The following is a 26,350-nucleotide window of genomic DNA, read 5'->3' as shown; positions in this document are numbered from 1 at the left end:
ACAAAAAATCCGATACTGGAAACCAATATCGGATTTTACTTAATAAATTAGCATTTGATCACTAGACCGTTGCTTGCTCAACGAGCTGTTCAGCTTCTTCCAATCGCTTGTTCTCACCAAAGCCACGCAGACCCACTACGTGAACATGCTCGTGGTCTTTAAATACCTTACGCACAAGCTTATAGGTAGTGCCTTTTTCTGGGCTGATGTTCTCAGGTGCTGCAATCAATAGCTGCATACCCTGACGGTCACAGAGCTCAAACAAGGTCGCAATCGACTTAGCATCCAGACGTGCTGCCTCATCGAGGAACAATAGACGACACGGTAGAATATCTTTACTGCGCAGACGGCGCGACTCTTCTTCCCAGCTTTGTACCACCATCAATAGAATTGACTGGCCGGTACCAATCGCTTCACCTGTCGATAGCGCGCCGGATTCTGCTTGTAACCAACCATCAGAGCCACGATTTACTTCGACGCTTAGCTCTAAGTAGTTACGATAATCAAGCAGCTCTTCACCCAATACTTGTGGCGAGCGCTGACCCATATCAATATGCGGATTGACGCGCTGGAATAGCTTAGCCATCGCTTCCGAGAAGGTATAACGCGAAGTCTCAAACAGATCTTTATGCTCACCCGTTAGCGCCACCAGCAACTGCTCATGACTTTCACGGATCTTCACATTCAGACGAACGCCTTTAACCTGACCGAAGTGAATATTCGACAGGCCTTGGTTAAGCATACGAATACGGTTCTGTTCACGTTGAATGGTCTTCTTGATGATGCTCGACACCGACTCTGAGCTGATCGCAAGACGGTTTTCACGTTGAGTGAGCTCTTCGGTCAGACGCGCCAACTCCACTTCCATCTCTTCAATCGCTTCGACCGGATCGTCAGTACGGATGATGTCTTGACGGATACGCTCACGAAGGTGCTGGTAAACAGCGATGTAGAACAGAACTTTACGCTCTGGCTTCGAGGTATCTTCAGACTGACGAAGTGAATCACGAAGATCTTCGTTATCCGCCACAGCAAGACGCAGTGCACCCAAAGATTTATCCGACATAGAGCGAAGCTCACCGGCACTCATATACGCCAGTTCGCGCTTATGCAGGCGGCGCTCAACATCATTCGCTTTCGCTAGACGAAGTACGCTACACCAACCGGCTTTCGCGGCAACCACATAGGTGCGCAGCTCAATATACTCTTTTTGTACCTTCTTAAGACGCTTAGCCAGACCTTTCATCTCAAGCTCTGTCGACGTCATCGTCTTCTCGTATTCAGACTTGCGAGTGCGAGAAGTTTGCAGTGCTAGGTGTAGCTCATCACGACGCTTCTCTGCACGCTCAAGTGCTGATTCGTCAGGGACAATGCCATACTCTTGAAGCTCGGCCTTGAACTCTTGAACCGTCTCTAACTTAGCTTGATGCGAGCTCTTAAGTGACGCCAATACTTGGTTGTACTGGTTCGCTTGCTCTTGAACCTGCTTGAACCCTTCACGTAATCGTGCGCGTGTTGCTTCTGCTTGCACCAGTTTCGCTTTAAGTTGCTCGCTCAATTCGCTGCTTTGGTTCAGCATGTCCATTGAGTCAGCATAGGCAAAATAAGGACGACGCTCGGAAAGATCCGCAACGGCAAAGATCTGCGCTTTTAGCGTTTGCAGAGCTTTATCGGCATTTTGGTATTGGCTCGTCAGCGCATCAAATTGCTCCGGATCGCTGTCTAGCACATTGACTACTTCAGCCAGTTTCTCGGCTTTCGCACCGTGCTGCTGAATGTAGCTCTTAGCTCCGTTGAGATCTTCAATTTGAGATTGAAGTTCTTGATGACGCTCTACTAGAGTTTCATCGAAGAGTACGTTGGCGCTGATAGATAGACGATCTAGCAAGGTCACGCACTGCTTAGATTTCGACAGCTGCGCAGTCGCTTGTTGCTCGCGCTGTTTGTTGTCATTAAGCTCACGTGCTACTTGGCTACGAAGCTCGCGTAAACGCGCCAGTTCCACTTCAGGATCGGCTTCAAACGCCAGCTGCATGTGCTCTGCTGCGAACGCATTGAACGCTTGATATAGGCGCTGCAATTTTTGCGCATCAAACGCCGCTTTCGCGTGCTTTTCTACAGTTTCTTCACGTTGCTCACGAAGCAGCTCTAAACGCTGTTCACGTGCCGCACGGCCAAACAGAGGGATCTTAGGGAGACGAGAGTAACGCAATTGACGTTCATTAAGCTGAACGCAGACCGCACCATCAAGCTCATCCGCGTCGAACGAGCTGTCATCAAAGGCATCGATGTCGCCTTCAATGATGTAAAGATCTTCTGGACAATCATCAAGCTCAACCAGCTTTTCTTTAATGCCGTCTAGGTTTGATACCACGATAGCATGACGCGCTGGGCCATACATCGCACTGAAGTAAGGCGCATCATCGATGGTGATATCATCGTAAATTTCAGACAGCAGAACACCGCCCAGCGTATCCGCAAGACCTTTCAAGCGTGGATCGTTTGAACCACCCGGTGAGGCAAGGCGTTCAATCTCAAGTTCTAGCTCTTCACGGCGTTTCGCCAGCGAGTCGCGCTCGAAAGAGGTCTTACGCTCATTGTCGTTCGTAGCTTGCATTGAGCTAATAACGTCTGCGCGATCCACCAGCTCCATGCCACTCTGCTCACGAAGATCTTCTAGTGCATTAAAGGATTTGATCCACTTCGGCGCGTAGCACTCTAGCTTGCTGATTTCAGAGACAAACTCTTGTTCGCGCTGTTTGATGTCGCCAGATGCTTCACGAAGAGCTTCCAACTGCTGCTCGCATTCAAGTACGCGCTCACGTTGGCTCTCCGCTTCCATTTCTAGATCAGCTTCACTATCCACACGGATTCCCGCATCACCTAGATCGCCTGCCAGCTTCTGTGCTTGCTGTTGGCGCTCAATGTTTTTCTCAAGCTCACGATATTGAGCGCGAAGCTGAGATTCATTTTTCAATAGCTGACGATGCTCATCCGCTTGCTTGATTGCGGCCTTCGCAACTTGACTCGCTTCATTGCGGGCAACGTCACCTGCAATCTGCTTAACCAGCGACAGCGCCTGTTCAAACTGCTGGGCGGCGGCCGATGACATATCAAGGCGGTGTTTCAGCTCAAGAAGCTCCGTTGTGCTTTGTGATTCTTGCGATTTCAGCTGGCTCAGCGTTTCAGCTACGCCATCTTGATTCAGTGACTCGTTCTCAAGCAGGTTACGCGCTTTCTCAAGGGCTTGTACCGCTTGCTGATATTGCAGTGCTCGTGTTTGCTGCACATCCAGCGCTTGCTGGTAATCAGCGAGCTGAGTCTTGAGGCTATCCACCTCTTCTTCAGCAAATGTTGCCTGCTCTTCAGCGGCAAGCTTACGCTCACTCGCTTCTTCCACAACCATCATCTGCTCTTCAAGACGCTCATTTAGCTCTTCAAGATCTTCTTGGTAACGCTCAATCTTCTCTTGCTGACGAAGGGCGTTTTGTACTAATAACAGGTGGTCTTGCGCCGCTTGATGGTCTTGCTCTAGACCTGATTCATTCTCAACCAACAGCGTCAATTCTTGCTGAACTTTGTTGAGTAGTTCGTTTTGTGCGATAAGCGTTTGACGAGATCCAAACAGCTCGCCACGAAGCTTCATCGTTGTCTCAAGCTTATTGCGACGCTCGTTGGCATGGCGCATGTAGTCGGCTGCTACGTAGTTAGTCGACTCGGTGATCAAATGCTTAAACAGATCACGGTCAGCTTGAGTGGTCTTGATCGCTTCTAGCGTTAAACGGTTTTCGCGCAGAGCGGATTCCATGTCTTGGAACGCTTTCTTAACACCGCCATTTTGTGGCAGAAGGTAATCACGAAGCGAACGGGTAATCGCACTCGAGATACCACCATAAAGTGAGGCTTCAATTAGGCGATAGAACTTAGAGCGATCGCTGCTGTTACGCAGTTTCTTCGGTAGCACACCAAACTCAAACATTTGCGCGTGGTAATCCACAATCGAGTTGAAGGCTTTAAAATGGACGCCTTCCATTGCGCTTACCGCATCTTTCACTTCATTGATTGGACGCACGCGAGCGTGGTTATCCGATACCGCTTCAATCAAAATATCGGTGGGTTTTACGTTGCTTGGCAAGCCCTGAACAATAAATGGCTTAATATCTACTTTTTTATCACGACCCGCCACTTGTTGTAGCTTAACGACGAACAAAACGCGTTGGTTACGCGAGTTCACCACATCCAGAGCAGAGTAACACGTACCTGGCTGCAGCTTACCGTACAAACCTTTGTCGCGAGACGCCTGAGAGCTCCCCGCTTCCGTAGTGTTTCTAAAGTGCAGCAGGCTTTGGTCTGGAATCAATGCCGTAATGAACGAGGCCATGGTGGTAGATTTACCCGCACCATTACCACCAGAAAGTGTGGTCACTAGACTGTCGATGTCAAAGGTACGAGCAAAGAAGCCGTTCCAGTTGACCATCGTCATCGATTGATACTTACCTCTTTCAATCATGCTTCAGCCTCCTGTTGATTGTTCTTTGTATCGTTATCATTTGACTCAACTGAGTCGCTGCCTTCATCTGTTGGGATCAAGCTGCCTTGCGAGGGAGCTTGTGTATGCACCACAGCTTCACCGTCACGGATGAGACGAAGCTGTGCATCACGCATATCATCACCAACACGAACATCAGCACCAAAGCGGAACACCGCTTCACTGATGCGGAATTTGTCGGTATCGCCAATTGAGATTGTCATACCTAAGCGACGTAAACGACGCAGTGACGTACGTACTTTTTCAAACAGCTTTTCTTTGTCGAGATCTGAACCCGTTGCACGGTTAGTCACTAGGCGCATCAGCTTCTTTTCATCGGCTAGCGCTAGGATTTCTTCATAAAGCTCTTGGTTAGTAAAAATGCCTTCATGTGCAAGACGCTCTGGGCTTAGGTATAGGAAACACAGCACCTTACCCACCAGCATATCAAGTTCTGACAGCACGCTTCGACCAATCAACGTCGTCGAGCGCGGGCGCAGATAGAAAAAGCCTTCCGGCGCTTTCACCAACTCGGTGTTGTAGCGCTGATAGAAGCTCGCCAGCTCAACCTCAAAATCACAAAGTAGTGCGTGATTATCTAGGTCTTCAGATGAAATGTGCCTTCCCGCGCGCAGTGCACTATCCAATGCAGGGAACAGCGGGTTGGTGATCGCTTTTGCCAGCTTCTCTGGCATGTATTCGTCAATATTTGTCGATGACATTTGCTTGTACCTTTGCGCCAAAATCGTTGATAGCTTGCCAGTCTGGCTGAATAGCCGAGTAATCGGACTGGGAGTAACCCAATCGAACGGCTTGGTCTACAACAATTCTTGCGAGATCAAAATGGTGAGTATGTGGGTGTGACGCGAGGTAATCGCGTAGCACCAAGCCAAGATCGATTGGAGTGCCTTGTTCTTTATGACCTTTCAGCATGTCTCCAATGCGCTCAGCGAGCTCATCATTTACTTGTTCAAATTCTTCGTATTCCACTTCAAGTGGCACCGCACCGGTCACTTCTGCATTGCGAAGTACAAGGGCTTCGTCACGAAGATCGGTGAGCTTCTCGGCATCGGCGTAAGTGAGATACCAAGGAGCATCAAAATAGTCTGTAACCGATTGGCGCAGCCTTTGGCTAAAGGCGCGATTTTGATCCATATCGATCGCAGTACGAATAAACTTATGCACGTGGCGGTCATAACCGATCCACAAGTCAATCGCTTGCTGGCCCCAGCTAATGATGCGATCAAGTTTCATCTGCAAGCCAAATAGCGCTTCACCCACGAACTCGAGTTCATCATCGCCATAGACGATTTCTTGAATGTCTAAAATCTGGGTTTGCAGCTCATCACCCGCCGCTTGCAAGGTATCTTGCAGCTCGCGCAGCGTTGCTGAGGTTTCTGAAAGCAGAGTCTCACAGTTGTTGATCGCATCGCGCCAATCTTTATTTAGCAGCTCCGCAATCTGAAGTTTCACCGACTGCTGCTGTTCATCCATTACACGCTGGTTAAGATCGATCTGGTCGAAAATCTCGCCAACGGAGTATTTCAACACGCCAAATACATTCTTGCGCCAATGGGCAACCGTCCCGCCTTCTTGCGCAGCTTCAATGGCTTTTGCCATCTCACCTGCCACCATTGAAAGCTGGATAGAGAGTCGTAACTTGGAGAATTCGCGATGTCTGACGTAGTAATCGGTGATACCGATGGCAAGAGGGCTGAGCCTGTAAATGCTCGCCCCATCGTTGACTTCACTGGTAAAGCGGCTTAATAGGCGCTGCTTGACCAGTTCATTAATCGCATTGTTCGCACGAAACGCCGTGGCTTCGCCTGTTTGCTCAAACTGCCCGGTGACGATCTTAAATGCATCATGCAACTCGCCCTCGCCCAGTTCTTCATCAAATCTTTCATTACTCAACACCGCAATGGAGATGAGGAATGCCAACCGTTCAGTGGAAAGATTCAACGCAAAATCATGCTGTTTTACCCATCCGACTAGCTCGTCTATCGGTCGGTCATCAGCATTTAGAGTGTTATCACTCATGGTCTTTCCTGTTATTGTTTTTTCCTAGCCCATACATGTATGTATCGACCCATGGAGAGATAAGGCTCTTGGCGACACAGCTGTTGTTCCAGTTTTAGAACATCTTCAGCGGTGTAATCTCCCATGTACTGCATATTGCCAATGTAATCACTGAATGAACGAATGCCAGATTTGCCACATATTTCAAACCCGGCTTCTTCAATCCACTGATACACGTCCTCTGGCTTCAACCCTTTTTGCGGTTGAAGCTTAAATCTTTTTCTATGCGGCATTCCATCTAATACATGAGGAATATTGCCGCAAATGACATTCTTAAATACCAATCCATGATGATTGTAAAACATGACAGAAGCGATACCGCCAGGTTTCACTTGTTGTAATACTGCTTCGAGGGCTGGTCTTGGATCGGCCAACCACTCCATCACTGCATGGAACAAAGTGAGATCAACTTGCTGTTCCATGTGCTCCGCAATACGTTGTACTGGACTGTGGATCCAGTGATATTGCGAGAGTAGCCCGTTTTTTTCAACCTCTGCTTTAGCTAACTTAAGCATTTCAGAAGAAAGGTCACACAAGGTGATATGGTGCCCGCGCTCAGCGATACGCTGCGAAACTTGACCTAATCCACCACCAGCATCTAATACTTTGAGTGTTTTTTTAGTATCATCCAGCTCGGCAAGAGCTTGAGTTAAATCTTCCCAAACAATAGTTTGGCGGATTTCTCCCTTCTCGGAGCCGTAAATATTTTTTGCAAATTTGTGGGCGATATCGTCGAAATTACGGTCTTGCATCACGATTTATTGAGTTAAGATAACCAGTCGTACAGCTATTCTGTCATATAAGTGACAGGAATAAAGGGGCAAGTCCCTTTTTTAGCGTTAAGTGGTGTTTTTTCGGACTATTATTCTATGTTTGAGCTGAAAAAGCTGGTGTCTGCATTACTAATGCCTTTGCCCGCTATGCTAATCCTTGGTTTCTTGGGATTGCTTCTTATCATGTTTACCGCAAGACGTAAGTTTGGCAGCTTGTTGGTTCTCGTATCGCTGTGTGGGACATTTCTTATTGCATTCCAGCCGCTCTCTAGCCGTTTATTGATGCCGCTAGAGCGTCAATACAGCGCCTTTTTACCGATTAAAGAGTCCATTGATTACGTAATGGTGCTTGGCGGCGGCCACGTGGTCGATGACGATATTCCTCCAACTTCAGAGTTATCTCGTACCTCACTGATGCGCTTGACCGAGGGCATTCGTGTCATGCGCATGTATCCGGGAAGTAAACTGATTTTATCTGGCTATGCCGGTGGTACCAATGTCAGTCATGCCAGAGTCATGGCGAAAGTGGCACTCGCTCTTGGCGTGTCAAAACCCGACATCATTTTGCTTGAAGCTGCAAAAGACACTTGGGAAGAAGCGCGTCAAGCTTCGGCGTTTGTACAAAGCAAAAAGCTGGTTTTGGTGACATCAGCCAGTCATATGCAGCGAGCAATGTATGAGTTTGAGGCTGCTGGCCTTAACCCTTATCCAGCGCCTACAAACTTTTTGGCTCAAGAGGACGTAGAGCAGGCTTGGAGTCGCTACACACCTCAAGCTCGTTATCTTGAGCAGACAGAGCGTTATTGGCATGAAACTTTAGGTCAGCTGTGGCAGCGCCTTCGAGATTGGGTTGCTAATGAGAGCATGCAAGATTTGTCATTTTCGGTTTCTGAATTTGAAACTGAGTCAGCGGAGCCCGCGCAATTAGAGCAGCAACAAATTGAACAACAGCTTGCGCCAAGTGATGAGTCCGAGAGCGATAAGAGCCCCTCGACAAATGAGTAAGCTTAGAAAGTTAAAAGCAAGCTTGCTCCCATAAAAAAGCTCCAGTCACCTTTTTGGTAACTGGAGCTAATACGTAATGTAAACTGTCTAATGATGTTAGTCGCCAGCGAACATATACCCTTCACCATGAACAGTAATAAAAATCTGAGGATTCTTAGGATCCATTTCCATTTTCGCTCTCATGCGACGAATTAATACATCAATCGTTCGATCATTTGGCGCATCAACTCGATGGCTGATCATATTCAAGATCCGTTCACGGCTCAGCACTTGATTCGGATAAGTGGATAGCGCAACCAACAGCTCATATTCCGCCTTGGTCAGTTTCACAGGATCACCATTGTTACTCAGCGATCGGCGCTGCTTATCAAACGCCCACTCGCCAAAGTGAATAACATGCTCACTTTGAGTCGATGATTCCAACACTGGCTGCTTGCGCGCAAGCGAAATACGCCACAACAGGTTCTTTACTCTCACCAACAGCTCACGCAGCTCAAACGGCTTAGTGACGTAATCATCCGCCCCCATCTCAAGGCCAACGATTTTATCGATGCTGTCAGTGCGACCTGTTACTAGAATAATGCCAATATCAGACTGACTTCTCAGTTCTCTGGTCAGCATTAGGCCATCTTCTTTCGGAAGATTGATATCAAGCATAACTAAGTCAATACTCGACTCTTGAAGCACCTGACGCATTTCGTTGCCATCTTGGGCTTCACTAACTAGATAACCTTCATTTTCGAAATAGCCAGCGAGCTTACTGCGAGTGACTACGTCATCTTCTACAACCAAAACGTGATATTTCATATCTGTACTATCTCAATCTGTAATGACAAGGCCATTCTATTCATAAACATTCACAATTCTAGTCCACGACAGCAGAGAACGGCACAAACCTACTTTTTTTTGATTCAAAACAACCAAAACCTTCAAACGGCATATGCAACAGAAATGAAAATACGCAAATATCTGACAAAGACCTGCTTTTCATATTTTTTAATAATTTAACTCATTTATTCATAGTACACGTTATTGCTATTCATCTTTATTGGCTAAAATAGAAGTATCATTTTTGGAGACTATACAAATGCAAGAAATCAAAGCATTTAATGAGCAACGTGCGGAAATCTATTGGTGGCTATCGAGCTTGTTTGCGGCTGAGCTGACGGACGATGAGCTCAGCAAATATCACAGCCCTGAAATACGTTCGTTTCTAACTGGCCTTGGCGAAAACCCATCGCTGTCGGAGCCAATAAAAACCTTCACTGATTCGCTCAATAGATTACAAATACGTGAAGATGCTCAGTTGGAACTCTCTGCCGATTTTTGTGATCTGTTTTTGAAGACCGACAAATATGGCGCACTGCCTTATGCCTCAATGTACATTGGCACTTCTGGCCTACTCAATGACCAGCCTGCACAAGATATGGCAGATCTGCTCGCCGAGCACGGTATCGCGGTAAATAAAGATCTCAATGAGCCTGCGGACCACCTTGCCATCGAACTCGATTTTTTAGGTAACCTCATCATCCGTTCGAACGAGTTGGAAAACGACACACATATGAATGATGCACTGCACGAACAAGCGGACTTCATCAATACTCATCTAATGAGTTGGTTACCTCAGTTTGTTAAGAAGTGCCAACAGTTTGATGAATTTGGTTTCTACTCTGCTGCTGCTCTCCTCTTACACGCCTTCTGTCAGTTAGACCTGACCTACCTTACGGATGAAAACGACTAACTACGATTTCAACGAATAGGCGCAACACACACTAAAGGTGCAAACATGGTTTTCAGTCATCTGAGTCAATTTTGCGCCTTAGTTATAAATTTGTGGGATAAATGATTGCCAGCTCACTAAGCTGCGACTACAATCCGCCGTTTAAATGCAATCGCCCATTGGTATTACAGAAAGTCACCTCCACTTAGGTGTCAATATTGAGCTTTGAGCTCAATTTGTCGATTCTACTTAGGCTTGCATACACTTGCCGGTTTCCGCTTTTGCATCCGTTTATTCACAAAAGCGCTGGAACCACTAAAATTAAAGCGGCACAAACGTTTACTCACTAATTCAATAAGCCGCGACTTATAGGATATCACTATGGCAACCATTAAAGATGTCGCCCGACTTGCTGGCGTTTCCACGACCACAGTATCCCACGTAATTAATAAAACTCGCTTTGTTGCAGAAGCAACACAAGAAAAAGTGATGGCTGCCGTCGATGAACTTAACTATGCGCCTAGTGCTGTTGCTCGTAGTTTGAAATGTAACTCGACTAAAACCATTGGTATGTTGGTTACCCAATCGACAAACTTATTCTTCTCAGAAGTGATCGATGGTGTAGAAAGTTACTGCTACCGCCAAGGTTATACCCTGATTCTGTGTAACACAGGTGGTGTTTACGAGAAGCAGCGCGACTACATCCGAATGCTAGCGGAAAAACGCGTAGATGGCATTTTGGTAATGTGTTCTGACTTGACTGAAGAGCTTCTTGAGATGCTTGACCGTCACGCCGACATTCCAAAAGTGATCATGGATTGGGGTCCAGAGAGCTCTCAAGCCGATAAGATCATCGATAACTCAGAGGAAGGTGGCTATCTAGCGACTAAGTTCCTGATTGAGAAAGGTCATACTGACATTGCTTGCCTAAGTGGTCACCTAGAAAAAGCGGTATGCCAAGAACGCATCATCGGCTACAAACGCGCGCTAGCGGAAGCAGGCATAGAGATGAAAGAAGATCGCATTCTAGAAGGTAACTTTGAATGTGATACTGCGGTTATCGCTGCTAACCGCATCGCTGCAATGGAAGAGAGACCAACGGCCGTATTCTGTTTTAATGACACAATGGCATTTGGATTGATGAGTCGCCTGCAACAGCTTGGTGTGCGCGTACCTGAAGATATCTCTGTTATCGGTTATGACAATATTGAACTGGCTGAATACTTTTCGCCACCGCTGACAACAGTGCACCAACCGAAGCGACGTGTTGGTAAAAATGCCTTTGAGATTCTACTAGAACGAATCAAAGATAAAGGTCACGAAAAACGCATTTTCGAAATGCACCCAGAAATTGTAGATCGTGACTCTGTCAAAGCCCTAACCTAACGCTGACAAAAGTGCCGATTTCGGCACTTTTTTTTGATCTCCATTCAAACTTTTCCACTGCTTATGTCAATTTTTTTATTCACCTTGAGGCACAAATAACCAAACATTATTTGAACCAAGATCACATTTCCAAAAATCTACAATCAATCACTTACATAGTTTTCCTATATGCTATATGTGTCACGCACAGGGCAAACCATCTGAAAAGGTGGGACGCAAAGCCTCCGGCCTAAACCAATTTTATTGATAGGTAGCGGGGTTGCCGATGGCAAGGGAAAAGACTCAGTTATAGCGGCGGCTTAACAGAGCTCTGACACCCGTTTGCTATACTCTCGGACCTGATTTTGGTGACACAATCAATAACACCGAGAAAAGAATAAGCATGGACAATCCTATACTAAAAGATTCAATGCAGTTGTTCGCTCAGCTTGGAAGAGTAAAGTCTCGATCCATGTTCGGCGGATTTGGCATCTTCGTAGATGATACGATGTTTGCATTGGCAGTAAATAACAAATTACATATCAGAACTGACCATCAGACCATTTCCACCTTTAAAAAGCTAGGTTACAAACCATACGTTTATAAAAAGCGTGGATTTCCCGTGGTAACTAAGTACTTCGCGCTACCAGACGATTGTTGGCAAGATCAAGACGCTATCTTGACTCATGCTAAACAAGCGCTCGCGTTTGCAAAAACTGAAAAAGAGCAACAGTCAGAGACGAAGCCAAACCGATTAAAAGATCTTCCTAATTTGCGACTGGCGACTGAGCGTATGCTTAAGAAAGCCGGCATCGAATCTGTGTGCGATTTGCAGCAGCACGGTTCTGTTGAGGCATTCAAAGCCATTCAAAGAACCCATTCAAGTTCAGTTGGACTTGAGTTGCTATGGGCTCTAGAAGGTGCCATCAACGGCACTCACTGGTCTGTGATACCACAAACCAAACGAGAAGAGCTTGCTAGCTTAATCAACTAACCCTTGGTTTTCCCAATAAAAAATCAGCCTTATGGCTGATTTTTTTCGTATTAGATGAAAGGAAAAGCTCGCCTGCCCTTTCTACTACACTAATACTGAGACATTACAAAGGATATCGTCATGAGCAAGAAGCTAATACTTGGGTTAGTACTGGTTGCCATCATCATATTTTTAGGCGTTAATTTTGGTCAGCATCTTACGCTCGAGAACGCCAAAGCGCAGCAAGCCGCACTTGCTGAGTACATCGATGCGAATTTTGTTACTGCGGCACTTACCTACTTTTTTGCCTACATCGCAATCACCGCGTTTTCCATTCCAGGAGCAGCAGTCGTTACCTTGCTCGGTGCTGCTCTATTCGGGTTTTGGACGAGTTTATTACTGGTTTCATTCGCAAGTACCATTGGGGCAACACTGGCATTTTTGAGCAGTCGATTTTTGCTTCGCGATTGGGTGCAAAGTAAGTTTGGTTCAAAGCTCGATACCATTAATAAAGGTGTGGAGAAAGATGGTGCCTTTTACCTATTCTCACTCAGACTCATCCCAGTATTCCCATTCTTTTTGATCAACCTATTAATGGGTCTAACACCAATCCGTGCATCAAAGTACTACCTGGTGAGTCAGCTAGGCATGCTACCTGGTACTGCGGTGTATCTAAACGCTGGTACGCAACTTGCCAACATTGATAGTCTATCTGGCATAGTGTCGCCGACAGTATTGGCTTCCTTTGCGCTACTTGGTTTGTTCCCGCTCATTGCTAAATGGATCATGGCTCGACTTTCTCGTTCGCCACAGGTACAAGAATAGATGAAGATTTTTATCGGTAATAACCCACCAGAGACTCACATCGTGCAGCAACAACTGACTTCAGAGGGTATCCACTGTGAAGTACGCGGTGAGGGAGTATTTGGGCTAAGAGGTGAAGTGCCTTTTGACGAAAGTTCACTGCCTTATGTTTGGCTGTTCGATATCGAACAATCAATGATGGCAAAAGCCATTATCAAGCAGTGGCAGTTAAAAACTCAACATGCCAATCACGCTGATTGGCATTGTTTTGCATGTGACGAACTCAATGAAGGGCAGTTTGAGGTTTGCTGGAACTGTCAAACTCCAAAGCAGATTAAGATGCCACTGACTTGATGAAATCTATCGAGTGTTTATTAAACTCATCTGGCCTTTCAACATTGCACACATGACCACAGTCTTTAATCTCTAAAAGTCGGCTGGATTTATGTTCAGCCACCATCTCTTTGACCGGCTTAATGAACATATAATCTTTATCACCCATCAAATACAAAGTCGGGATCGGCAACTCACGATCTTTGAAGTAGCGATTAAGCGGGTTCACTTCTGTTGTCAGTTGATACCAGCGCTTAAACTCTTTCTGACACAACTTCTTCGCTTCACGGACGAATAAGTGACGAGATTCTTTTTGACCCGGCTGCGGCATCACAATGTAAGCAAATAGGCTGTATAGCCACATGTAAGGAATCATGTGCTTACTCCAGTTGCCTATCTTCACCAAGATCTGCGAACGAGTGTTAAAACGCGTTACAGCGCCACCTAGCACCATCGAGCGAACTCTTGAGTGTGCGAGCTCCGCTATATTGCGAACGATGATGGTACCTAAAGACATGCCAACAAAATGTGCTGACTGAATTTTCAAATGATCCAGCACACGTACAATGTCCATCGTCACCTCTTTAAAGGTGTACTTGTTAGACATGATGTCTTTTAGAAACTGATTCGACTTACCATGGCCACGAAGGTCGATAAACAACAAATTGAAGTGTTCACGATAAGCACGGATTTGTTTGAACCAGATATTTGAACTACCGCCTGCGCCATGCACAAAAACCACCCACTCGTTACTGGTAGGGTGTTGATACGTTTTATGAAACAGCAAACTCTCTGACATAGTACTCAATATTCTTGATGCAATTAGAAGTAAGTTACCATAATTCGCCTGACGACAGGCAAAAACTATCGATGAATTTGGTAAAAATGATTAATAAGTGTAGCCAAAAATGAAAAAAAGCGGCGATTGCCGCTTTTAAATTGAGCTTACTGCTGGCTCAGTGCCAAGTCATACATCTTAATGTATTCCTTCGCTGATTCAGTCCAGCTAAAGTCCTTACGCATTGAACGTAGCTGCATTTCATGCATTTGTTCAGGGTGCTGCAGATAAAATAGCAGTGCACGTTGCAAAACAATCAGCAATGCATCGTGGCAAGGTTCATCAAAGCCAAAGCCTGTTGCATTTACAGGATCGTCATCAAAATCAATGACTGTATCTTTAAGCCCGCCCACCTTACGCACGATAGGCAAAGTGCCATAAGCCATGCTGTAAATTTGATTTAGACCACACGCTTCAAACTCCGAAGGCATCAAGAAAAAGTCCGAGCCTGCCTCAACTAAGTGAGCAAAGCGGTTGCTGTATGCCTCGACAAACTTAAGCTTGTCAGAAAACTCTTCGGCTAGGTCGTTCAAATGAGACGCGATTTGTGGCTCACCAGTACCGATAATCACTACCTGAACATCATTCTTTAGGAACTTGTCCAAAATTGGCAGGATATAGTGGAAGCCTTTTTGGTGCGTTAATCGACACACCATGCCCACCATAGGAACGTTGCGCTCAGGCAGTCCTAACTCTTGCTGAAGTAATGTCTTAGAAGCGAGCTTCCCAGACAACATGCTTTCTAGCTCATCACTGTAGTTGGCCGGCAAAAACTCGTCATGCTTAGGGTTCCACTCGGAATAGTCACAACCATTAACGATGCCATGCAGATCCTTAGAGCGATGCACAAAGTCGTCAACAAGGCCATGAGAACCCAGCGGCGTTACTAGTTCAGCGGCATAATTTGGGCTAACCGCGTTGATTTTGTCCGCAAAGGCTATACCCGCACGCAGCGTACTCACCCAACCTTCTCCATATTGCAGAAACTCCATACCAGAGAGATGTAACTCAGGAATGATTTCCAGCTGGCTGTAAGAGAAGATGCCTTTAAAGATGGCGTTGTGAACCGTTAGCACCGATTTCGTGCCATTAAAGCGTGTGTCTTCAGCATAACGCGTTTTGAGCAGAAATGGGATGAGACCGGTATGCCAGTCGTTAGCGTGCACAACCGCAGGTTTGATACCAAGCTTTGGCAGCACATCTAAGCTCGCAGCAGCGAAAAAGCCAAAACGCTCACCGTTATCTGCGTACGCTCGGTTATGCTCAGCATAAAGCTCTGGGCGGTCAAAATAGCGATCGCACTCGATCACGTACACTTCTACCCCATCGAGGTAGGTTTTCTTGACTTGATAAGGCGTATGAGGCCAATGCTCTAGCTCAGTGGCAAGCACAAACTCATACTGATCCTTGTTAGGTAATTTCTGATAGCCTGGTAGCGTGATCGCTACCTCCTTGCCAAGTTCTTGAAGCGCTTTCGGCAGAGCCTTGGCGACATCCGCCAAGCCTCCACTTTTAATCAGCCCTTGAACTTCTGAAACTGGAAACCATACGTCTATGTTTCTCATTCTAGAATCCAACTTTTGTCCCTTTTTTGATGACAACAATGCCACCTGGAGACACATGGAAACGCTTCGCGTCTAGCTCGAGATCCTCACCGATCACAGTTCCAGGGGCAATTTCAACATTTTTGTCGATGATCGCGCGCTTGATGGTACAACCCGCGCCAATCTTAACGTCACCTAGAATAACAGATTCACTCACTGCAGAACCAGCAGCAATATTACTTCTAAAGCCCAGTACCGATTTGTAGATAGAAGAACCACGAACGTAACTACCACCAGCAATTAAGCTGTCTGTCACTTTGATTTTTTCATGCTCAGCATCGACAAACGTCGCAGGTGGCAACGGCGGGTAGTAAGTATGTAGGGGCCACTTACGGTTATAAAGCGAGAACTCAGGGTCTTCGTGCAGTAGATCCATATGAGCTGCCCAGTAAGAATCAATAGTACCCACATCGCGCCAATAGGTGGTCTCTTTCTCACCGCTGATTTTGTTCGTCGAGAAGTCATATACATAGACTTCACCTTCAGGGAACATCTTAGGAATGATGTCTTTGCCGAAATCATGGCTGGAGCTTTCATTCTCCGCATCGATGCGAAGTTCATTGCACAAACTCTCTGCTTCGAAAATGTAGTTACCCATAGACACAAGCGCCATATCAGGGTGGCCTGGAATCGATTTAGGGTTTGCAGGCTTCTCTTCAAAGCCGATCATTTTGCCATTTTCATCCACTTCGATAACGCCAAACTCAGAGGCCTCGGCCAATGGCATACGCAGCGCTGAAACCGTCAGCTTAGCTTCGGTACGTTTGTGGAAGTCCAACATCTGACGAATATCCATTTTATAGATATGGTCAGAACCAAAGATACAAACATGCTCTGGATTAGCCAGTTCAATGAATCGAACGTTTTGGTAGATAGCATCGGCTGTGCCTTCATACCATCGTTTACCGTCACGCATTTGCGCAGGAATTGGGTCGATAAATCTGTCGGTAATCCCCGTCAAGTTCCAGCCTTTACGCATGTGTTGATAGAGAGATTGGGATTTAAATTGAGTAAGAACATAAATTCTCATCAAGTCCGCGTTAATGAAATTATTAAGCGCGAAGTCGATAAGGCGGTAACTGCCTCCAAAAGGTACAGCAGGCTTACTGCGAGATTCCGTAAGAGGACGAAGGCGAGAACCCTCACCACCAGCAAGGATCATTCCTAAAACACCAGCCATTGATTTCTCCGTTTTTATTTCAGCTTTCCATGTTGCTAGATACTTAGGTTATATATTAGGGGGGTATCTAGCGTCGTTTTTAACGGATGACAATGTCGATTACTACACCGATCATTCAAACGTTGAATCTTGTATACAATTCGTTTGAGAGGCCTTGTTTTGCTTGTTTTTTGGCCTTATTAGCTCCATAACTTTCGTATGGTTTTTTCACTAAACTATCGTTTTATAGCGAGATTACAATGCGCTATCGCTCAATATTAAACATTGAACCCAATTGCATTGAAACTCTTGTGCTTTGTCACAGAATGCCATACTGAGATCACCCATTCAACACACAGAGTTAACATTGGTTTTACTAAACTGTATGAATTGGTAAAAATTCCTAAAAATCAGAAGGCTAACATGGTTCGACCAGTTAAAAAGTTTGAAAAGCGTTACATTTGATTAAAAATCGGACTGGGGTTGGTAACTTATGTATAAAATAAATACAAAAAAGCCCCAAGCGCTAATGAATATGCAAGAGGCTATTTAAAACACAAAACGCTTGATTTGTTACTCGTTGATTAACGAATGACTTCAAGATTAATGTACTTGCCTAAATCTCGTTTTTTGCAGCCTGGTACATAAGGAATTTCACCCAACTTCGGTGCGCCCATCGAGCCTTCTAACATCTCAATGATCTCAGCATAGTGCTCAACGCCAGGGTTAACACGATTCGCTACCCAACCGACAAGTTCGAGTCCATCCGCTTTAATGGCTTCTGCTGTCAACATCGCATGACTCAAACAACCAAGTTTGATACCCACTACCAGAACGACAGGCAGCTTCTCTTGCTTAACCCAAGTTGACAAACAATCTTGTTTTGACACTGGAACGCGCCAGCCACCGGCACCTTCTACCAATACAAAATCACTGTTTTGCTTATGTTGCTCTAGCACACTAGAGAGAACTTGGTAATCCACTTCGACGTCATCAGCAATCGCAGCGATATGAGGCGATGCCGGCAACGACAAGGCATATGGGTTAACTAGGTCGTATTCAACATCTAGGTTGGCTGCTTGTTGAAGATGCAACGCATCTGAATTACGTAAACCTCGCTCGGTTTTCTCGCAGCCTGCCGCAACTGGCTTGTAACCGATTGTCGTTTTTCCCTGTGCACCAACAGCACTTAATATCGCTTTTGATACAACGGTTTTCCCAACTTCAGTATCCGTACCTGCAATAAATAGTGCTTTCATCATAATGCAACTGATCCTAAACAAATTTGATAACTGGCGGGTAATAGGCCGTTTTGATTCGCGTACTGCTTGTATTCCAGTTCGAGCGTCTTCAATGCACGTCGACTGGTAAACCCTTTGGAGCGACCTTCAACATGCGTTGCTCCTATTCCTTTAAGGTCTTTCATCAAACCAAAAGCGGTCTCATACCACATAACTATTTTCGGCAAGTCTAGTTGATGGTGGATACACTCAGATTGCGCTAACGCAATTTTTACCTGATTGAGAGAGGTAAAGTCGTTGACATGTTGATATGCATCAATTTTGCCCCACGAGCGCTTTAGCTCCAATAAAGAGCCATCAAGGAGCGTTGAAAAATGCAAGCTTCCACCTAGTTTTGTTACTCGCTTCATCTCAGCAAGCGGCACGGCTAAATCACTGCACCACTGCAACGCTAGGCTTGATATCACGACATCAAAACACTTGTCTTCAAATGGCAGCGCTTCTGCATCCGCCACTTGATAGGAAACTCGCTTGGTACCGCAGCGCTGCTTGGCAACAGTAAGCATCTCACTGGACAAGTCAGCACATACAACATTCGCTCCCCGCTCTCGTAACGCCAAGGAACAATATCCAGTACCACAACCTAAATCGAGAATACGATATCCCGTCAAATCGGCTGGTAGCAAGGCCAACAAACGATCCGCAACGAGGCGCTGCAGTTCAGCGTGCTGATCATAGTGTTTTGCTGCGCGGCCAAACGACTCTGATATCGCCGCTTTGTTAGTCTGATAATCCGCAAGATTTGCTAATACCTCTGACATTTAGCATCCCTCCAAATGTCGTTTTAAACTGATGGCGAGTTTTTGGACGGCTGTCGCTTCGTGGGCTGCTGACAGTGTGATTCTAAGTCGCGCCGAGCCCCTAGGGACTGTTGGCGGCCGAATGGCTGTCGTCCAACTCTGCTCACGCTTTAATGCAGCGCACAGTGCTAAAACATTACTTTCCTCGCCTACCAACCACGGTTTAATTGGTGTTTTGGTAGCAACAAAACCCGCTGTTCCATTTAGCGTTTCATCATAGATAGCGCCGAGTTCAATCAGTTTTTCTCGGCGCCATTGTTGAGTTTGAATCATCTCGACTGCTTTAGTGATCGCCACAGCATGAGCCGCTGAAAACGCGGTTGAGTAAACGTAGTGACGCGCAAATTGAGTTAGGTAGTCTTTCATTTCTCGTGAGCACAAGATGGCGGCACCATTAAGGCCAAACGCCTTACCAAATGTCACAACCAAAATATCTGCGCGTTTACTTGCCATTCCGACTGCGCCATTGCCCTGCTCACCAATCACGCCAATACCATGAGCGTCATCAATTATGGAGAGCGCGCCCGCTTGCTCGCACAAAGAGACAAAACCATCGAGATCGGCAATATCGCCATCCATACTAAACACACTTTCTGTCACCACCATTATAGGCTTGTCGGCGCAGAGCAATTGAGCAAGGTGCTCTTGGTTGCAGTGGCGATAGCGTTTCATATCGGCGTCAGACAGCATGCCAGCTTCCATCAATGAAGCGTGATTTAGCTTGTCTTGAAGCAGCAAATCGCCCTTTTTCAGCAATGCGAAAACAGCGGCTTGATTGGCGGCAAAGCCAGAAGAAAAGAACACTGCACTCTCATACCCTAGCCATTCAGTTAAAGCAGACTCGAGGTTTTGATGTTGATTTGAGTAGCCTGTAACCAGCGGTGATGCTGCGCTACCAACGCCATAGTCACTCACTGCTTGCTGATAACAAAACTTGAGCTCATCACTCGCCGCTAAGCCGAGGTAATCATTCGAAGAGAAATTATCAAACAACTGACCATTGTTTTGAAAAACCGCTTGGTTGCCCCTTTCTAAGGGGATGACAGAGCGCAACAAGTCGCTCTGCTTTCTCTCTTCCAACGCCTTTTGAATGCGCTGATTAAACGCTAGCGTCATAAAATAGGTCGTCTTTGGTAGGACGTGCAGCAACTCGGCTCACTACTTGGTCGAGAAGGTCATTTTCTTGCACCTCATCCGGTTTTTGTGAGGTTTCTTCACGGTTAATACCGAGCTTTTTAAACAGCTGAAGATCTTTATCTTCATCTGGGTTTGGTGTGGTGAGTAGCTTACAGCCATAGAACACCGAGTTAGCACCAGCCATAAAGCACAGAGCCTGCATTTGCTCATTCATGTCCTCACGCCCTGCAGACAAGCGTACTGCTGAGTTCGGCATCATGATTCGTGCAATCGCGATAAGACGAATAAAGTCAAAAGGCTCGACATCATCCACTTCTTCAAGCGGTGTTCCCTTAACTTTAACCAGCATGTTGATTGGAACACTTTCTGGCTGGACAGGAAGGTTGGCAAGCTCCATCAGCAAGCCCGCGCGGTCATTGGCGCTCTCACCCATGCCAATAATTCCGCCTGAGCAGATTTTCATACCGGCATCACGCACGTGGCTGAGCGTATCCAACCGATCTTGGTAGGTTCGAGTTGTAATGATATTGCCGTAAAACTCAGGAGAGGTGTCAAGGTTGTGGTTGTAGTAATCCAAACCCGCATCAGCAAGGTGAGTAGCCTGATCTGGCGTCAACATACCTAGCGTCATACAGGTTTCTAGCCCCATCTCTTTGACACCTTTAATCATGTCGGTCAGCAAAGGCATGTCACGCTCTTTGGGATTCTTCCACGCCGCACCCATACAGAAACGTGTCGAACCTGCGTTTTTGGCTTTTTGCGCCGCATCTAGCACACGTTCGACTTCCATCAAGCGCTCTGCTTCCACATCGGTTTTATAGCGTGCGCTTTGTGGGCAGTACTTACAATCTTCAGGACAAGCACCAGTTTTAATCGACAACAGGGTGCTAACTTGAACATGGTTGGTTTGCTGATGTTGACGGTGCACAGTTTGCGCTTCGAACAATAGATCCATAAACGGCTTGTTCATTAGCTCTTGCACTTCGGCATGCGTCCAATCGTGTCGTACTTCCACAGGTAAATCCTTTGCTCTCATTGTTTTTAGTCTTGGCTAGTGTACCGACAAGCGATACACTGTCAACACCGACCACAGACGCAAGTTTACACTTGATTAAAATTTAAGCGGCCGCATTTCATGGATTTAGATTTCGACAAAAAACACATTTGGCATCCCTACACTTCCACACTCAATCCCCTTAGTTGTTACCCCGTAGTATCCGCTGAAGGCGTTCACCTCACTTTGGAGGACGGAACAGAGCTCGTCGATGGGATGTCGTCTTGGTGGTCGACCATCCATGGCTATAACCACCCTAAACTCAATGCGGCGCTGCAATCCCAAAGTGAAAAAGTGTCCCACGTGATGTTTGGTGGTATCACCCACCAGCCTGCCATTGATGTCAGCAAGAAGCTTCTTGAGCTTGCACCTGACAATATGGAGCATATTTTCCTAGCTGATTCAGGATCAGTTGCGGTTGAGGTGTCACTGAAGATGGCGCTGCAATATTGGCACGCTCGCGGTGAGCGCAGGCCAAAGTTCCTTACTCTCTCCCACGGCTACCACGGCGACACGTTTGCCGCCATGTCAGTGACCGATCCCAATAATTCCATGCATAGCTTGTATAAGGGATTTTTGCCTGAGCATATCTTTGCAGACTCTCCAGAGGTTGGGTTTTGGGACGAATGGAATGAAGCGGACATCCGTGATTTCAAATGCAAAATGGAAACTCATCACACTGAAGTGGCTGCGGTGATCCTTGAACCTATTGTTCAAGGGGCCGGCGGAATGCGTTTGTACCACCCTACCTTCCTGCAGCGCGTAAGAGAGCTTTGCGATCAATATGGTGTCCTGCTTATTCTCGATGAGATTGCGACTGGCTTTGGCCGCACTGGGAAACTGTTCGCCAGCGAACACGCCAACATCCAGCCAGACATCATGTGCGTCGGCAAGGCGCTCACAGGTGGTTACATGACACTGTCAGCCACATTAACCAGTAAACACGTCGCAGATACGGTCTGTGGCGGCGAAGCAGGCTGCTTTATGCACGGCCCAACCTTTATGGGTAACCCGCTGGCTTGCGCCGTAGCAAGCGCGAGTTTGGATATCGTTGCCAGTAACGAATGGCAGTCGCAAGTGAGCAGTATTGAGTCCCTATTTGCGGAACTGTTGCCTAAGCTAACAAGCTTCTCGAACGTGAAAGATGTACGTTGGTTAGGGGCAATCGGTGTAGTCGAAACGCATAAGGCGGTTAACATGGAAGTGATTCAGAAACACTTCGTCGAGCAAGGGGTGTGGATTCGCCCGTTTGGCCGTCTCATTTACATGATGCCTCCCTACATTAGCCAGCCAGAGCATATTGAAAGATTGGTCGCGGCAATTTCTGGCGCACTCGATAAACCTGATTGCTTTATTGAAAGGTAAAAAAAGGTCCTAGGCCCTTGGACCTAGGACCTAGGACCTAAGTCCTAACGTGTCACTGTAGTTAATACCCTTGTATTAGCCGATGTGCGTAGCGCCGCCCATGTACTTCTGTAGCGCAGTTGGGATAGCAATACGGCCGTCCGATTCTTGGTTGTTCTCAAGAATGGCAACCATAGTACGACCCACAGCTAGACCAGAACCGTTTAGTGTGTGAACAAGCTCAGGCTTCTTCTCACCTTTACGACGGAAACGTGCTTGCATACGACGCGCTTGGAAATCCCACATGTTTGAGCAAGAAGAGATCTCACGGTATGTCTCTTGCGCTGGAACCCAAACTTCAAGGTCGTAAGTCTTACGAGCACCGAAGCCCATGTCACCCGTACATAGAACCACTTTACGGTATGGAAGCTCTAGTAGTTGCAGAACTTTCTCAGCGTGACCAGTAAGCTCTTCAAGCGCATTCATTGAATCTTCTGGCTTAGTGATTTGAACCAGTTCAACTTTGTCGAATTGGTGCATACGGATAAGACCACGAGTGTCACGACCGTAAGAGCCTGCTTCTGAACGGAAACATGGTGTGTGAGCTGTCATCTTAAGTGGCAGATCTGCCTCTTCAGAGATGGTATCGCGCACTAGGTTAGTCACCGGCACTTCTGCCGTTGGGATCAGAGACAATTTACGTGGCTCTTCATCGCTTGCTTTTTCAGTCAGTGGTTCCGTGTGGAACAGATCTTTACCAAACTTAGGTAGCTGACCCGTGCCAAATAGGCTGTCAGAGTTCACTAGGTACGGTACGTACATTTCTGTGTAGCCGTGCTCTTCAGTATGAAGATCAAGCATGAACTGTGCGATAGCACGGTGTAGGCGAGCGAACTGGCCTTTCATTACGATAAAGCGAGCGCCAGTGATCTTAGTTGCGCTAGCGAAATCTAGACCGCCACCCATTTCACCTAGGTCAACGTGGTCTTTTACGTCAAAGTCGTAAGTCTTAGGCTCACCCCAACGAGAAATCTCTACGTTGTCGTTTTCGTCTTTACCTTGTGGTACATCGTCCGCTGGCAAGTTAGGAACAGAAAGCGTGATGTCTTCAAGCTGAGCCATTACCGCTGCTAGCTCTTCTTTCTTCGCTTCAAGATCGCTACCTAGTGTACCGATCTGCTTTTTGATCTCTTCAGCGCCTTCTTTGTCGCCGGCAGCCATCTTCTGGCCGATCTGCTTAGAAATGGAGTTACGCGTGGATTGTAAATTCTCAACTTCTACTTGAATCGACTTACGTTGCTCTTCAAGTTTACCGATAGTTTCTACGTCTAGCGTGAAGCCACGACGTGCTAATTTTTCAGCTGTTTCATCCAGCTCTGTACGAAGTAATTTAGAATCCAGCATTGCCAATCCTATGCTTTATAGTTGTGAAGAACTCTGTCCCTGGTCATTTCCTAACCAAGGACAGATATTGATTTGTTAACCGAGTAAAGATAACGAAAAGCCACTACTTTTCATAGCGCTTTTGTGGGCTTTTTGCGTCTAAATCCGCCAGATAATCTAACTTTTCACCAATTTTGGTTTCAAGCCCCCGATTTGTCGGCTCATAGTAACACGTGCCTGCCATTTCAGGAGGTAAGTAGCGCTCGCCAGCAGCGTATGCACCCGGCTCATCATGAGCATAACGATACTCCGCGCCATAGCCCATGCCTTTCATCAATGACGTAGGCGCATTTCTTAGATGGTGAGGGACTTCATACTCAGGGAGGTTATGCGCATCTCGCAGCGCTTGCTTCCAAGCTGTGTAAACAGCATTACTTTTAGGTGCGCAAGCAAGATAGACAATCGCCTGGGCGATAGCGCGCTCTCCTTCGGCAGGACCAACTCGAGTAAAGCAGTCCCACGCAGATAGCGCGACCTGCATTGCTCTTGGGTCTGCGTTACCAATATCTTCCGACGCGATTGCCAGTAAACGTCTAGCGATATAAAGCGGGTCACACCCTGCGGCAATCATCCTTGCGGACCAATAAAGCGCAGCATCGGGATTAGAACCACGAATCGACTTATGAACTGCCGAAATAAGGTCGTACCAAATGTCGCCTTTATTATCGAAACGATTGACCTTCTCGCCAGCAACCTCCGCAAGCAGAGGCAATGTTATCTCTTTCTCGCCTTGTGCATTGTCTTCTGCCATGTCATAGAGCAACTCAAGATAATTGAGCGACATTCTCGCATCACCATTGACTAGCTCAGCGAGGCGCTCAAGTACATTGTCATGAAAGCTTGCAGCAATGGCACCTAGACCACGCTGTTCATCATTTCTAGCTTGTTCCAGTACCAGAAGAATGTCGGCAGTATCAAGCGAGGTGAGTTTATACACCCTTGCACGGGAAAGCAGTGCGTTATTGAGTTCAAATGACGGGTTTTCAGTGGTGGCGCCAATAAAGGTAACCGTGCCGTCTTCGATGTGTGGCAAAAACGCATCTTGCTGACTTTTATTAAAGCGATGCACCTCGTCAACAAACAAGATGGTGCGCTTGCCAGCAAGCTTATTTTCTCGAGCACGCTCGATAGCTGCACGGATCTCTTTGACACCAGACGTCACCGCAGATACACGTTCCACTTCCGCGTTGGCGTAGTTGGCCGCGACTTCAGCAAGCGTCGTCTTGCCGGTTCCGGGTGGTCCCCACAAAATCATTGAGTGCAGTTGTCCCGCCTCAAGCGCTCGCCTCAGAGGTTTCCCCACACCCAGAATATGCTGCTGACCAATGTATTGCTCAACCGTTTCTGGGCGCATTCTAGCAGCAAGGGGACGAAAATCTTCGTCCCCTGAAAAATCAAAACTGAAATTACTCACGATAACGTCCTAGCGACCTAGTTCCGTTGGTCATCAATTTCGACACCATCCGGAACAACAAAGGTAAATCGGTCTGAGGCAGGTTTGCCTACTTTAATGTTGTCGAAAGCAAAGCTACCCTTTTGGCCATCTTGTTCAATCACATTAAAGCCATGAACAATGCCTTTGCTATCGATATTGATTTGAAATTGACCTTGCGTAGAATCGACAGCCGTTGGAACTAAAGTAAATACATCACCTTTTTGGTTGACGCTGTAGTTGTCCCAGTCGCTAGCGCGATTACGTGTCAAAAGTACAAACGGTGTCTGCTCAGTTGCCTGCTCTTGATTGTAAATACTGACCTGTTCAATAAATGGGCTGTAGTACCACAGGTTTTGTCCATCGGATACTAGAACATTTTCATCGGGCAGTGTCGTGACCCATCGAAACATACTTGGGCGTGAGATCTCTACATTACCTTCGCCTTCCATCACCACATCCCCATCTGGGCTGGTCACTTCTTGAGTGAAGGTGGCACTAAAACCATCGTTTAATTGAAGTCTTTCGCTGAGCTCTTTTTGCGGCGTTGCAAAAGCCATGTTTGAAAAAGCTAGAGCTGAAAAGCCCACTGCTGATACAGTTAACATCGCAGCATTAAACCATTTCTTCATTTGATTTCCTCTTACCTCTTAAGGCG

General features: G+C 46.6%; 22 protein-coding genes and 1 riboswitch. Of the genes, 7 read left to right on the top strand and 15 right to left on the bottom strand.

What is annotated here, in order from left to right; translation table 11 throughout:
• Positions 1–61 precede the first annotated feature (61 nt).
• The 4 genes from mukB to cmoM are packed head-to-tail and all read right to left on the bottom strand — an operon-like array spanning position 62 to position 7,362.
• Positions 62–4,510, bottom strand: coding sequence for a chromosome partition protein MukB (gene mukB / locus ACJB0T_RS07380; protein WP_479289381.1), 4,449 nt, complete (start codon positions 4,508–4,510; stop codon positions 62–64).
• Positions 4,507–5,250 (bottom strand): chromosome partition protein MukE, encoded by a 744-nt coding sequence (gene mukE / locus ACJB0T_RS07375; RefSeq protein ID WP_479289379.1) that lies wholly within the window; start codon positions 5,248–5,250, stop codon positions 4,507–4,509. The genes mukB and mukE overlap by 4 nt, the downstream gene beginning before the upstream one ends.
• Positions 5,231–6,568, bottom strand: coding sequence for a chromosome partition protein MukF (mukF, locus tag ACJB0T_RS07370; protein WP_479289377.1), 1,338 nt, complete (start codon positions 6,566–6,568; stop codon positions 5,231–5,233). Before mukF ends, mukE begins: the two co-directional genes overlap by 20 nt.
• 11 nt (positions 6,569–6,579) lie before the next feature.
• The gene (cmoM, locus tag ACJB0T_RS07365; RefSeq protein ID WP_112462009.1) at positions 6,580–7,362 is read right to left on the bottom strand and encodes a tRNA uridine 5-oxyacetic acid(34) methyltransferase CmoM; all 783 of its coding nucleotides are present in this window, start codon (positions 7,360–7,362) and stop codon (positions 6,580–6,582) included.
• 114 nt (positions 7,363–7,476) lie between these two features.
• On the opposite strand from cmoM, the gene elyC reads away from it, so the two are divergent.
• On the top strand, positions 7,477–8,385 hold the full coding sequence (gene elyC / locus ACJB0T_RS07360; RefSeq protein ID WP_479289375.1) for an envelope biogenesis factor ElyC: 909 nt from the start codon (positions 7,477–7,479) through the stop codon (positions 8,383–8,385).
• Positions 8,386–8,481: 96 nt separating this feature from the next.
• Here elyC and torR read toward each other — a convergent pair whose 3' ends face one another.
• Positions 8,482–9,192: a two-component system response regulator TorR gene (gene torR, locus ACJB0T_RS07355; RefSeq protein ID WP_479289373.1), complete on the bottom strand. Its 711-nt coding sequence runs from the start codon at positions 9,190–9,192 to the stop codon at positions 8,482–8,484.
• Positions 9,193–9,472: 280 nt separating this feature from the next.
• Between torR and torD the strand changes: the two genes are divergently transcribed.
• The 5 genes from torD to ACJB0T_RS07330 all read left to right on the top strand — a co-directional run bounded on the left by torD (position 9,473) and on the right by ACJB0T_RS07330 (position 13,601).
• Complete coding sequence (torD, locus tag ACJB0T_RS07350; protein ID WP_479289371.1) at positions 9,473–10,126, top strand: molecular chaperone TorD; 654 nt, start codon at positions 9,473–9,475, stop codon at positions 10,124–10,126.
• A gap of 360 nt (positions 10,127–10,486) precedes the next feature.
• Positions 10,487–11,491 carry an HTH-type transcriptional repressor PurR gene (purR, locus tag ACJB0T_RS07345; RefSeq protein ID WP_479289370.1) on the top strand — a complete coding sequence of 335 codons (1,005 nt, stop codon included), beginning with the start codon at positions 10,487–10,489 and terminating at the stop codon, positions 11,489–11,491.
• Positions 11,492–11,671: 180 nt separating this feature from the next.
• Positions 11,672–11,758: riboswitch (cyclic di-GMP riboswitch) on the top strand.
• 115 nt (positions 11,759–11,873) lie between these two features.
• On the top strand, positions 11,874–12,464 hold the full coding sequence (locus tag ACJB0T_RS07340; RefSeq protein WP_479289369.1) for a TfoX/Sxy family DNA transformation protein: 591 nt from the start codon (positions 11,874–11,876) through the stop codon (positions 12,462–12,464).
• A gap of 120 nt (positions 12,465–12,584) precedes the next feature.
• Positions 12,585–13,268 (top strand): TVP38/TMEM64 family protein, encoded by a 684-nt coding sequence (locus ACJB0T_RS07335; RefSeq protein ID WP_479289367.1) that lies wholly within the window; start codon positions 12,585–12,587, stop codon positions 13,266–13,268.
• Positions 13,269–13,601, top strand: a complete 333-nt coding sequence (locus tag ACJB0T_RS07330) for a putative signal transducing protein (protein ID WP_479289365.1) — start codon at positions 13,269–13,271, stop codon at positions 13,599–13,601. It abuts the gene before it with no gap.
• Here ACJB0T_RS07330 and ACJB0T_RS07325 read toward each other — a convergent pair.
• From ACJB0T_RS07325 to bioB, 7 genes are all read right to left on the bottom strand, one after another.
• Complete coding sequence (locus ACJB0T_RS07325; RefSeq protein ID WP_112462002.1) at positions 13,582–14,379, bottom strand: alpha/beta fold hydrolase; 798 nt, start codon at positions 14,377–14,379, stop codon at positions 13,582–13,584. The two genes, ACJB0T_RS07330 and ACJB0T_RS07325, sit on opposite strands and share 20 nt — an antisense overlap.
• A gap of 146 nt (positions 14,380–14,525) precedes the next feature.
• Positions 14,526–15,983, bottom strand: a complete 1,458-nt coding sequence (gene glgA / locus ACJB0T_RS07320; RefSeq protein ID WP_479289363.1) for a glycogen synthase GlgA — start codon at positions 15,981–15,983, stop codon at positions 14,526–14,528.
• A 1-nt stretch (position 15,984) separates the two neighbouring features.
• Complete coding sequence (gene glgC, locus ACJB0T_RS07315; protein ID WP_479289361.1) at positions 15,985–17,202, bottom strand: glucose-1-phosphate adenylyltransferase; 1,218 nt, start codon at positions 17,200–17,202, stop codon at positions 15,985–15,987.
• Between the two features lie 563 nt (positions 17,203–17,765).
• Positions 17,766–18,443, bottom strand: coding sequence for a dethiobiotin synthase (gene bioD, locus ACJB0T_RS07310; protein WP_479289359.1), 678 nt, complete (start codon positions 18,441–18,443; stop codon positions 17,766–17,768).
• Positions 18,440–19,243: a malonyl-ACP O-methyltransferase BioC gene (gene bioC / locus ACJB0T_RS07305; RefSeq protein WP_479289357.1), complete on the bottom strand. Its 804-nt coding sequence runs from the start codon at positions 19,241–19,243 to the stop codon at positions 18,440–18,442. The genes bioD and bioC overlap by 4 nt, the downstream gene beginning before the upstream one ends.
• On the bottom strand, positions 19,244–20,398 hold the full coding sequence (locus ACJB0T_RS07300) for an 8-amino-7-oxononanoate synthase (RefSeq protein ID WP_479289355.1): 1,155 nt from the start codon (positions 20,396–20,398) through the stop codon (positions 19,244–19,246).
• On the bottom strand, positions 20,382–21,434 hold the full coding sequence (gene bioB, locus ACJB0T_RS07295; protein WP_112461998.1) for a biotin synthase BioB: 1,053 nt from the start codon (positions 21,432–21,434) through the stop codon (positions 20,382–20,384). Before bioB ends, ACJB0T_RS07300 begins: the two co-directional genes overlap by 17 nt.
• A gap of 120 nt (positions 21,435–21,554) precedes the next feature.
• Here bioB and bioA point away from each other — a divergent pair, with 120 nt between their 5' ends.
• Positions 21,555–22,838 carry an adenosylmethionine--8-amino-7-oxononanoate transaminase gene (gene bioA / locus ACJB0T_RS07290; RefSeq protein ID WP_479289354.1) on the top strand — a complete coding sequence of 428 codons (1,284 nt, stop codon included), beginning with the start codon at positions 21,555–21,557 and terminating at the stop codon, positions 22,836–22,838.
• 75 nt (positions 22,839–22,913) lie between these two features.
• Here bioA and serS read toward each other — a convergent pair whose 3' ends face one another.
• The 3 genes from serS to lolA form a co-directional block, all read right to left on the bottom strand.
• Positions 22,914–24,221 carry a serine--tRNA ligase gene (serS, locus tag ACJB0T_RS07285; RefSeq protein WP_479289353.1) on the bottom strand — a complete coding sequence of 436 codons (1,308 nt, stop codon included), beginning with the start codon at positions 24,219–24,221 and terminating at the stop codon, positions 22,914–22,916.
• 103 nt (positions 24,222–24,324) lie between these two features.
• A complete protein-coding gene (locus tag ACJB0T_RS07280; protein WP_479289351.1) occupies positions 24,325–25,674 on the bottom strand; it encodes a replication-associated recombination protein A in 1,350 nt (449 codons plus the stop codon).
• Between the two features lie 17 nt (positions 25,675–25,691).
• The gene (lolA, locus tag ACJB0T_RS07275; protein ID WP_479289349.1) at positions 25,692–26,324 is read right to left on the bottom strand and encodes an outer membrane lipoprotein periplasmic chaperone LolA; all 633 of its coding nucleotides are present in this window, start codon (positions 26,322–26,324) and stop codon (positions 25,692–25,694) included.
• Between the last annotated feature and the right edge of the window lie 26 nt (positions 26,325–26,350).

The sequence above is a fragment of the Vibrio sp. CB1-5 genome (assembly GCF_059412285.1).
The sequence above is the reverse complement of the archived record's forward strand: the minus strand, read 5'-3'. Positions and strand labels throughout refer to the sequence as shown.

What these genes read in the sequence shown, in the direction of transcription:
- mukB (WP_479289381.1), bottom strand. Translation starts at nt 4,510, where the DNA reads ATGATTGAAAGAGGTAAGTATCAATCGATGACGATGGTCAACTGGAAC.
- mukE (WP_479289379.1), bottom strand. Translation starts at nt 5,250, where the DNA reads ATGTCATCGACAAATATTGACGAATACATGCCAGAGAAGCTGGCAAAA.
- mukF (WP_479289377.1), bottom strand. Translation starts at nt 6,568, where the DNA reads ATGAGTGATAACACTCTAAATGCTGATGACCGACCGATAGACGAGCTA.
- elyC (WP_479289375.1), top strand. Translation starts at nt 7,477, where the DNA reads ATGTTTGAGCTGAAAAAGCTGGTGTCTGCATTACTAATGCCTTTGCCC.
- torR (WP_479289373.1), bottom strand. Translation starts at nt 9,192, where the DNA reads ATGAAATATCACGTTTTGGTTGTAGAAGATGACGTAGTCACTCGCAGT.
- torD (WP_479289371.1), top strand. Translation starts at nt 9,473, where the DNA reads ATGCAAGAAATCAAAGCATTTAATGAGCAACGTGCGGAAATCTATTGG.
- purR (WP_479289370.1), top strand. Translation starts at nt 10,487, where the DNA reads ATGGCAACCATTAAAGATGTCGCCCGACTTGCTGGCGTTTCCACGACC.
- ACJB0T_RS07340 (WP_479289369.1), top strand. Translation starts at nt 11,874, where the DNA reads ATGGACAATCCTATACTAAAAGATTCAATGCAGTTGTTCGCTCAGCTT.
- ACJB0T_RS07335 (WP_479289367.1), top strand. Translation starts at nt 12,585, where the DNA reads ATGAGCAAGAAGCTAATACTTGGGTTAGTACTGGTTGCCATCATCATA.
- ACJB0T_RS07330 (WP_479289365.1), top strand. Translation starts at nt 13,269, where the DNA reads ATGAAGATTTTTATCGGTAATAACCCACCAGAGACTCACATCGTGCAG.
- ACJB0T_RS07325 (WP_112462002.1), bottom strand. Translation starts at nt 14,379, where the DNA reads ATGTCAGAGAGTTTGCTGTTTCATAAAACGTATCAACACCCTACCAGT.
- glgA (WP_479289363.1), bottom strand. Translation starts at nt 15,983, where the DNA reads ATGAGAAACATAGACGTATGGTTTCCAGTTTCAGAAGTTCAAGGGCTG.
- glgC (WP_479289361.1), bottom strand. Translation starts at nt 17,202, where the DNA reads ATGGCTGGTGTTTTAGGAATGATCCTTGCTGGTGGTGAGGGTTCTCGC.
- bioD (WP_479289359.1), bottom strand. Translation starts at nt 18,443, where the DNA reads ATGATGAAAGCACTATTTATTGCAGGTACGGATACTGAAGTTGGGAAA.
- bioC (WP_479289357.1), bottom strand. Translation starts at nt 19,243, where the DNA reads ATGTCAGAGGTATTAGCAAATCTTGCGGATTATCAGACTAACAAAGCG.
- ACJB0T_RS07300 (WP_479289355.1), bottom strand. Translation starts at nt 20,398, where the DNA reads ATGACGCTAGCGTTTAATCAGCGCATTCAAAAGGCGTTGGAAGAGAGA.
- bioA (WP_479289354.1), top strand. Translation starts at nt 21,555, where the DNA reads ATGGATTTAGATTTCGACAAAAAACACATTTGGCATCCCTACACTTCC.
- serS (WP_479289353.1), bottom strand. Translation starts at nt 24,221, where the DNA reads ATGCTGGATTCTAAATTACTTCGTACAGAGCTGGATGAAACAGCTGAA.
- lolA (WP_479289349.1), bottom strand. Translation starts at nt 26,324, where the DNA reads ATGAAGAAATGGTTTAATGCTGCGATGTTAACTGTATCAGCAGTGGGC.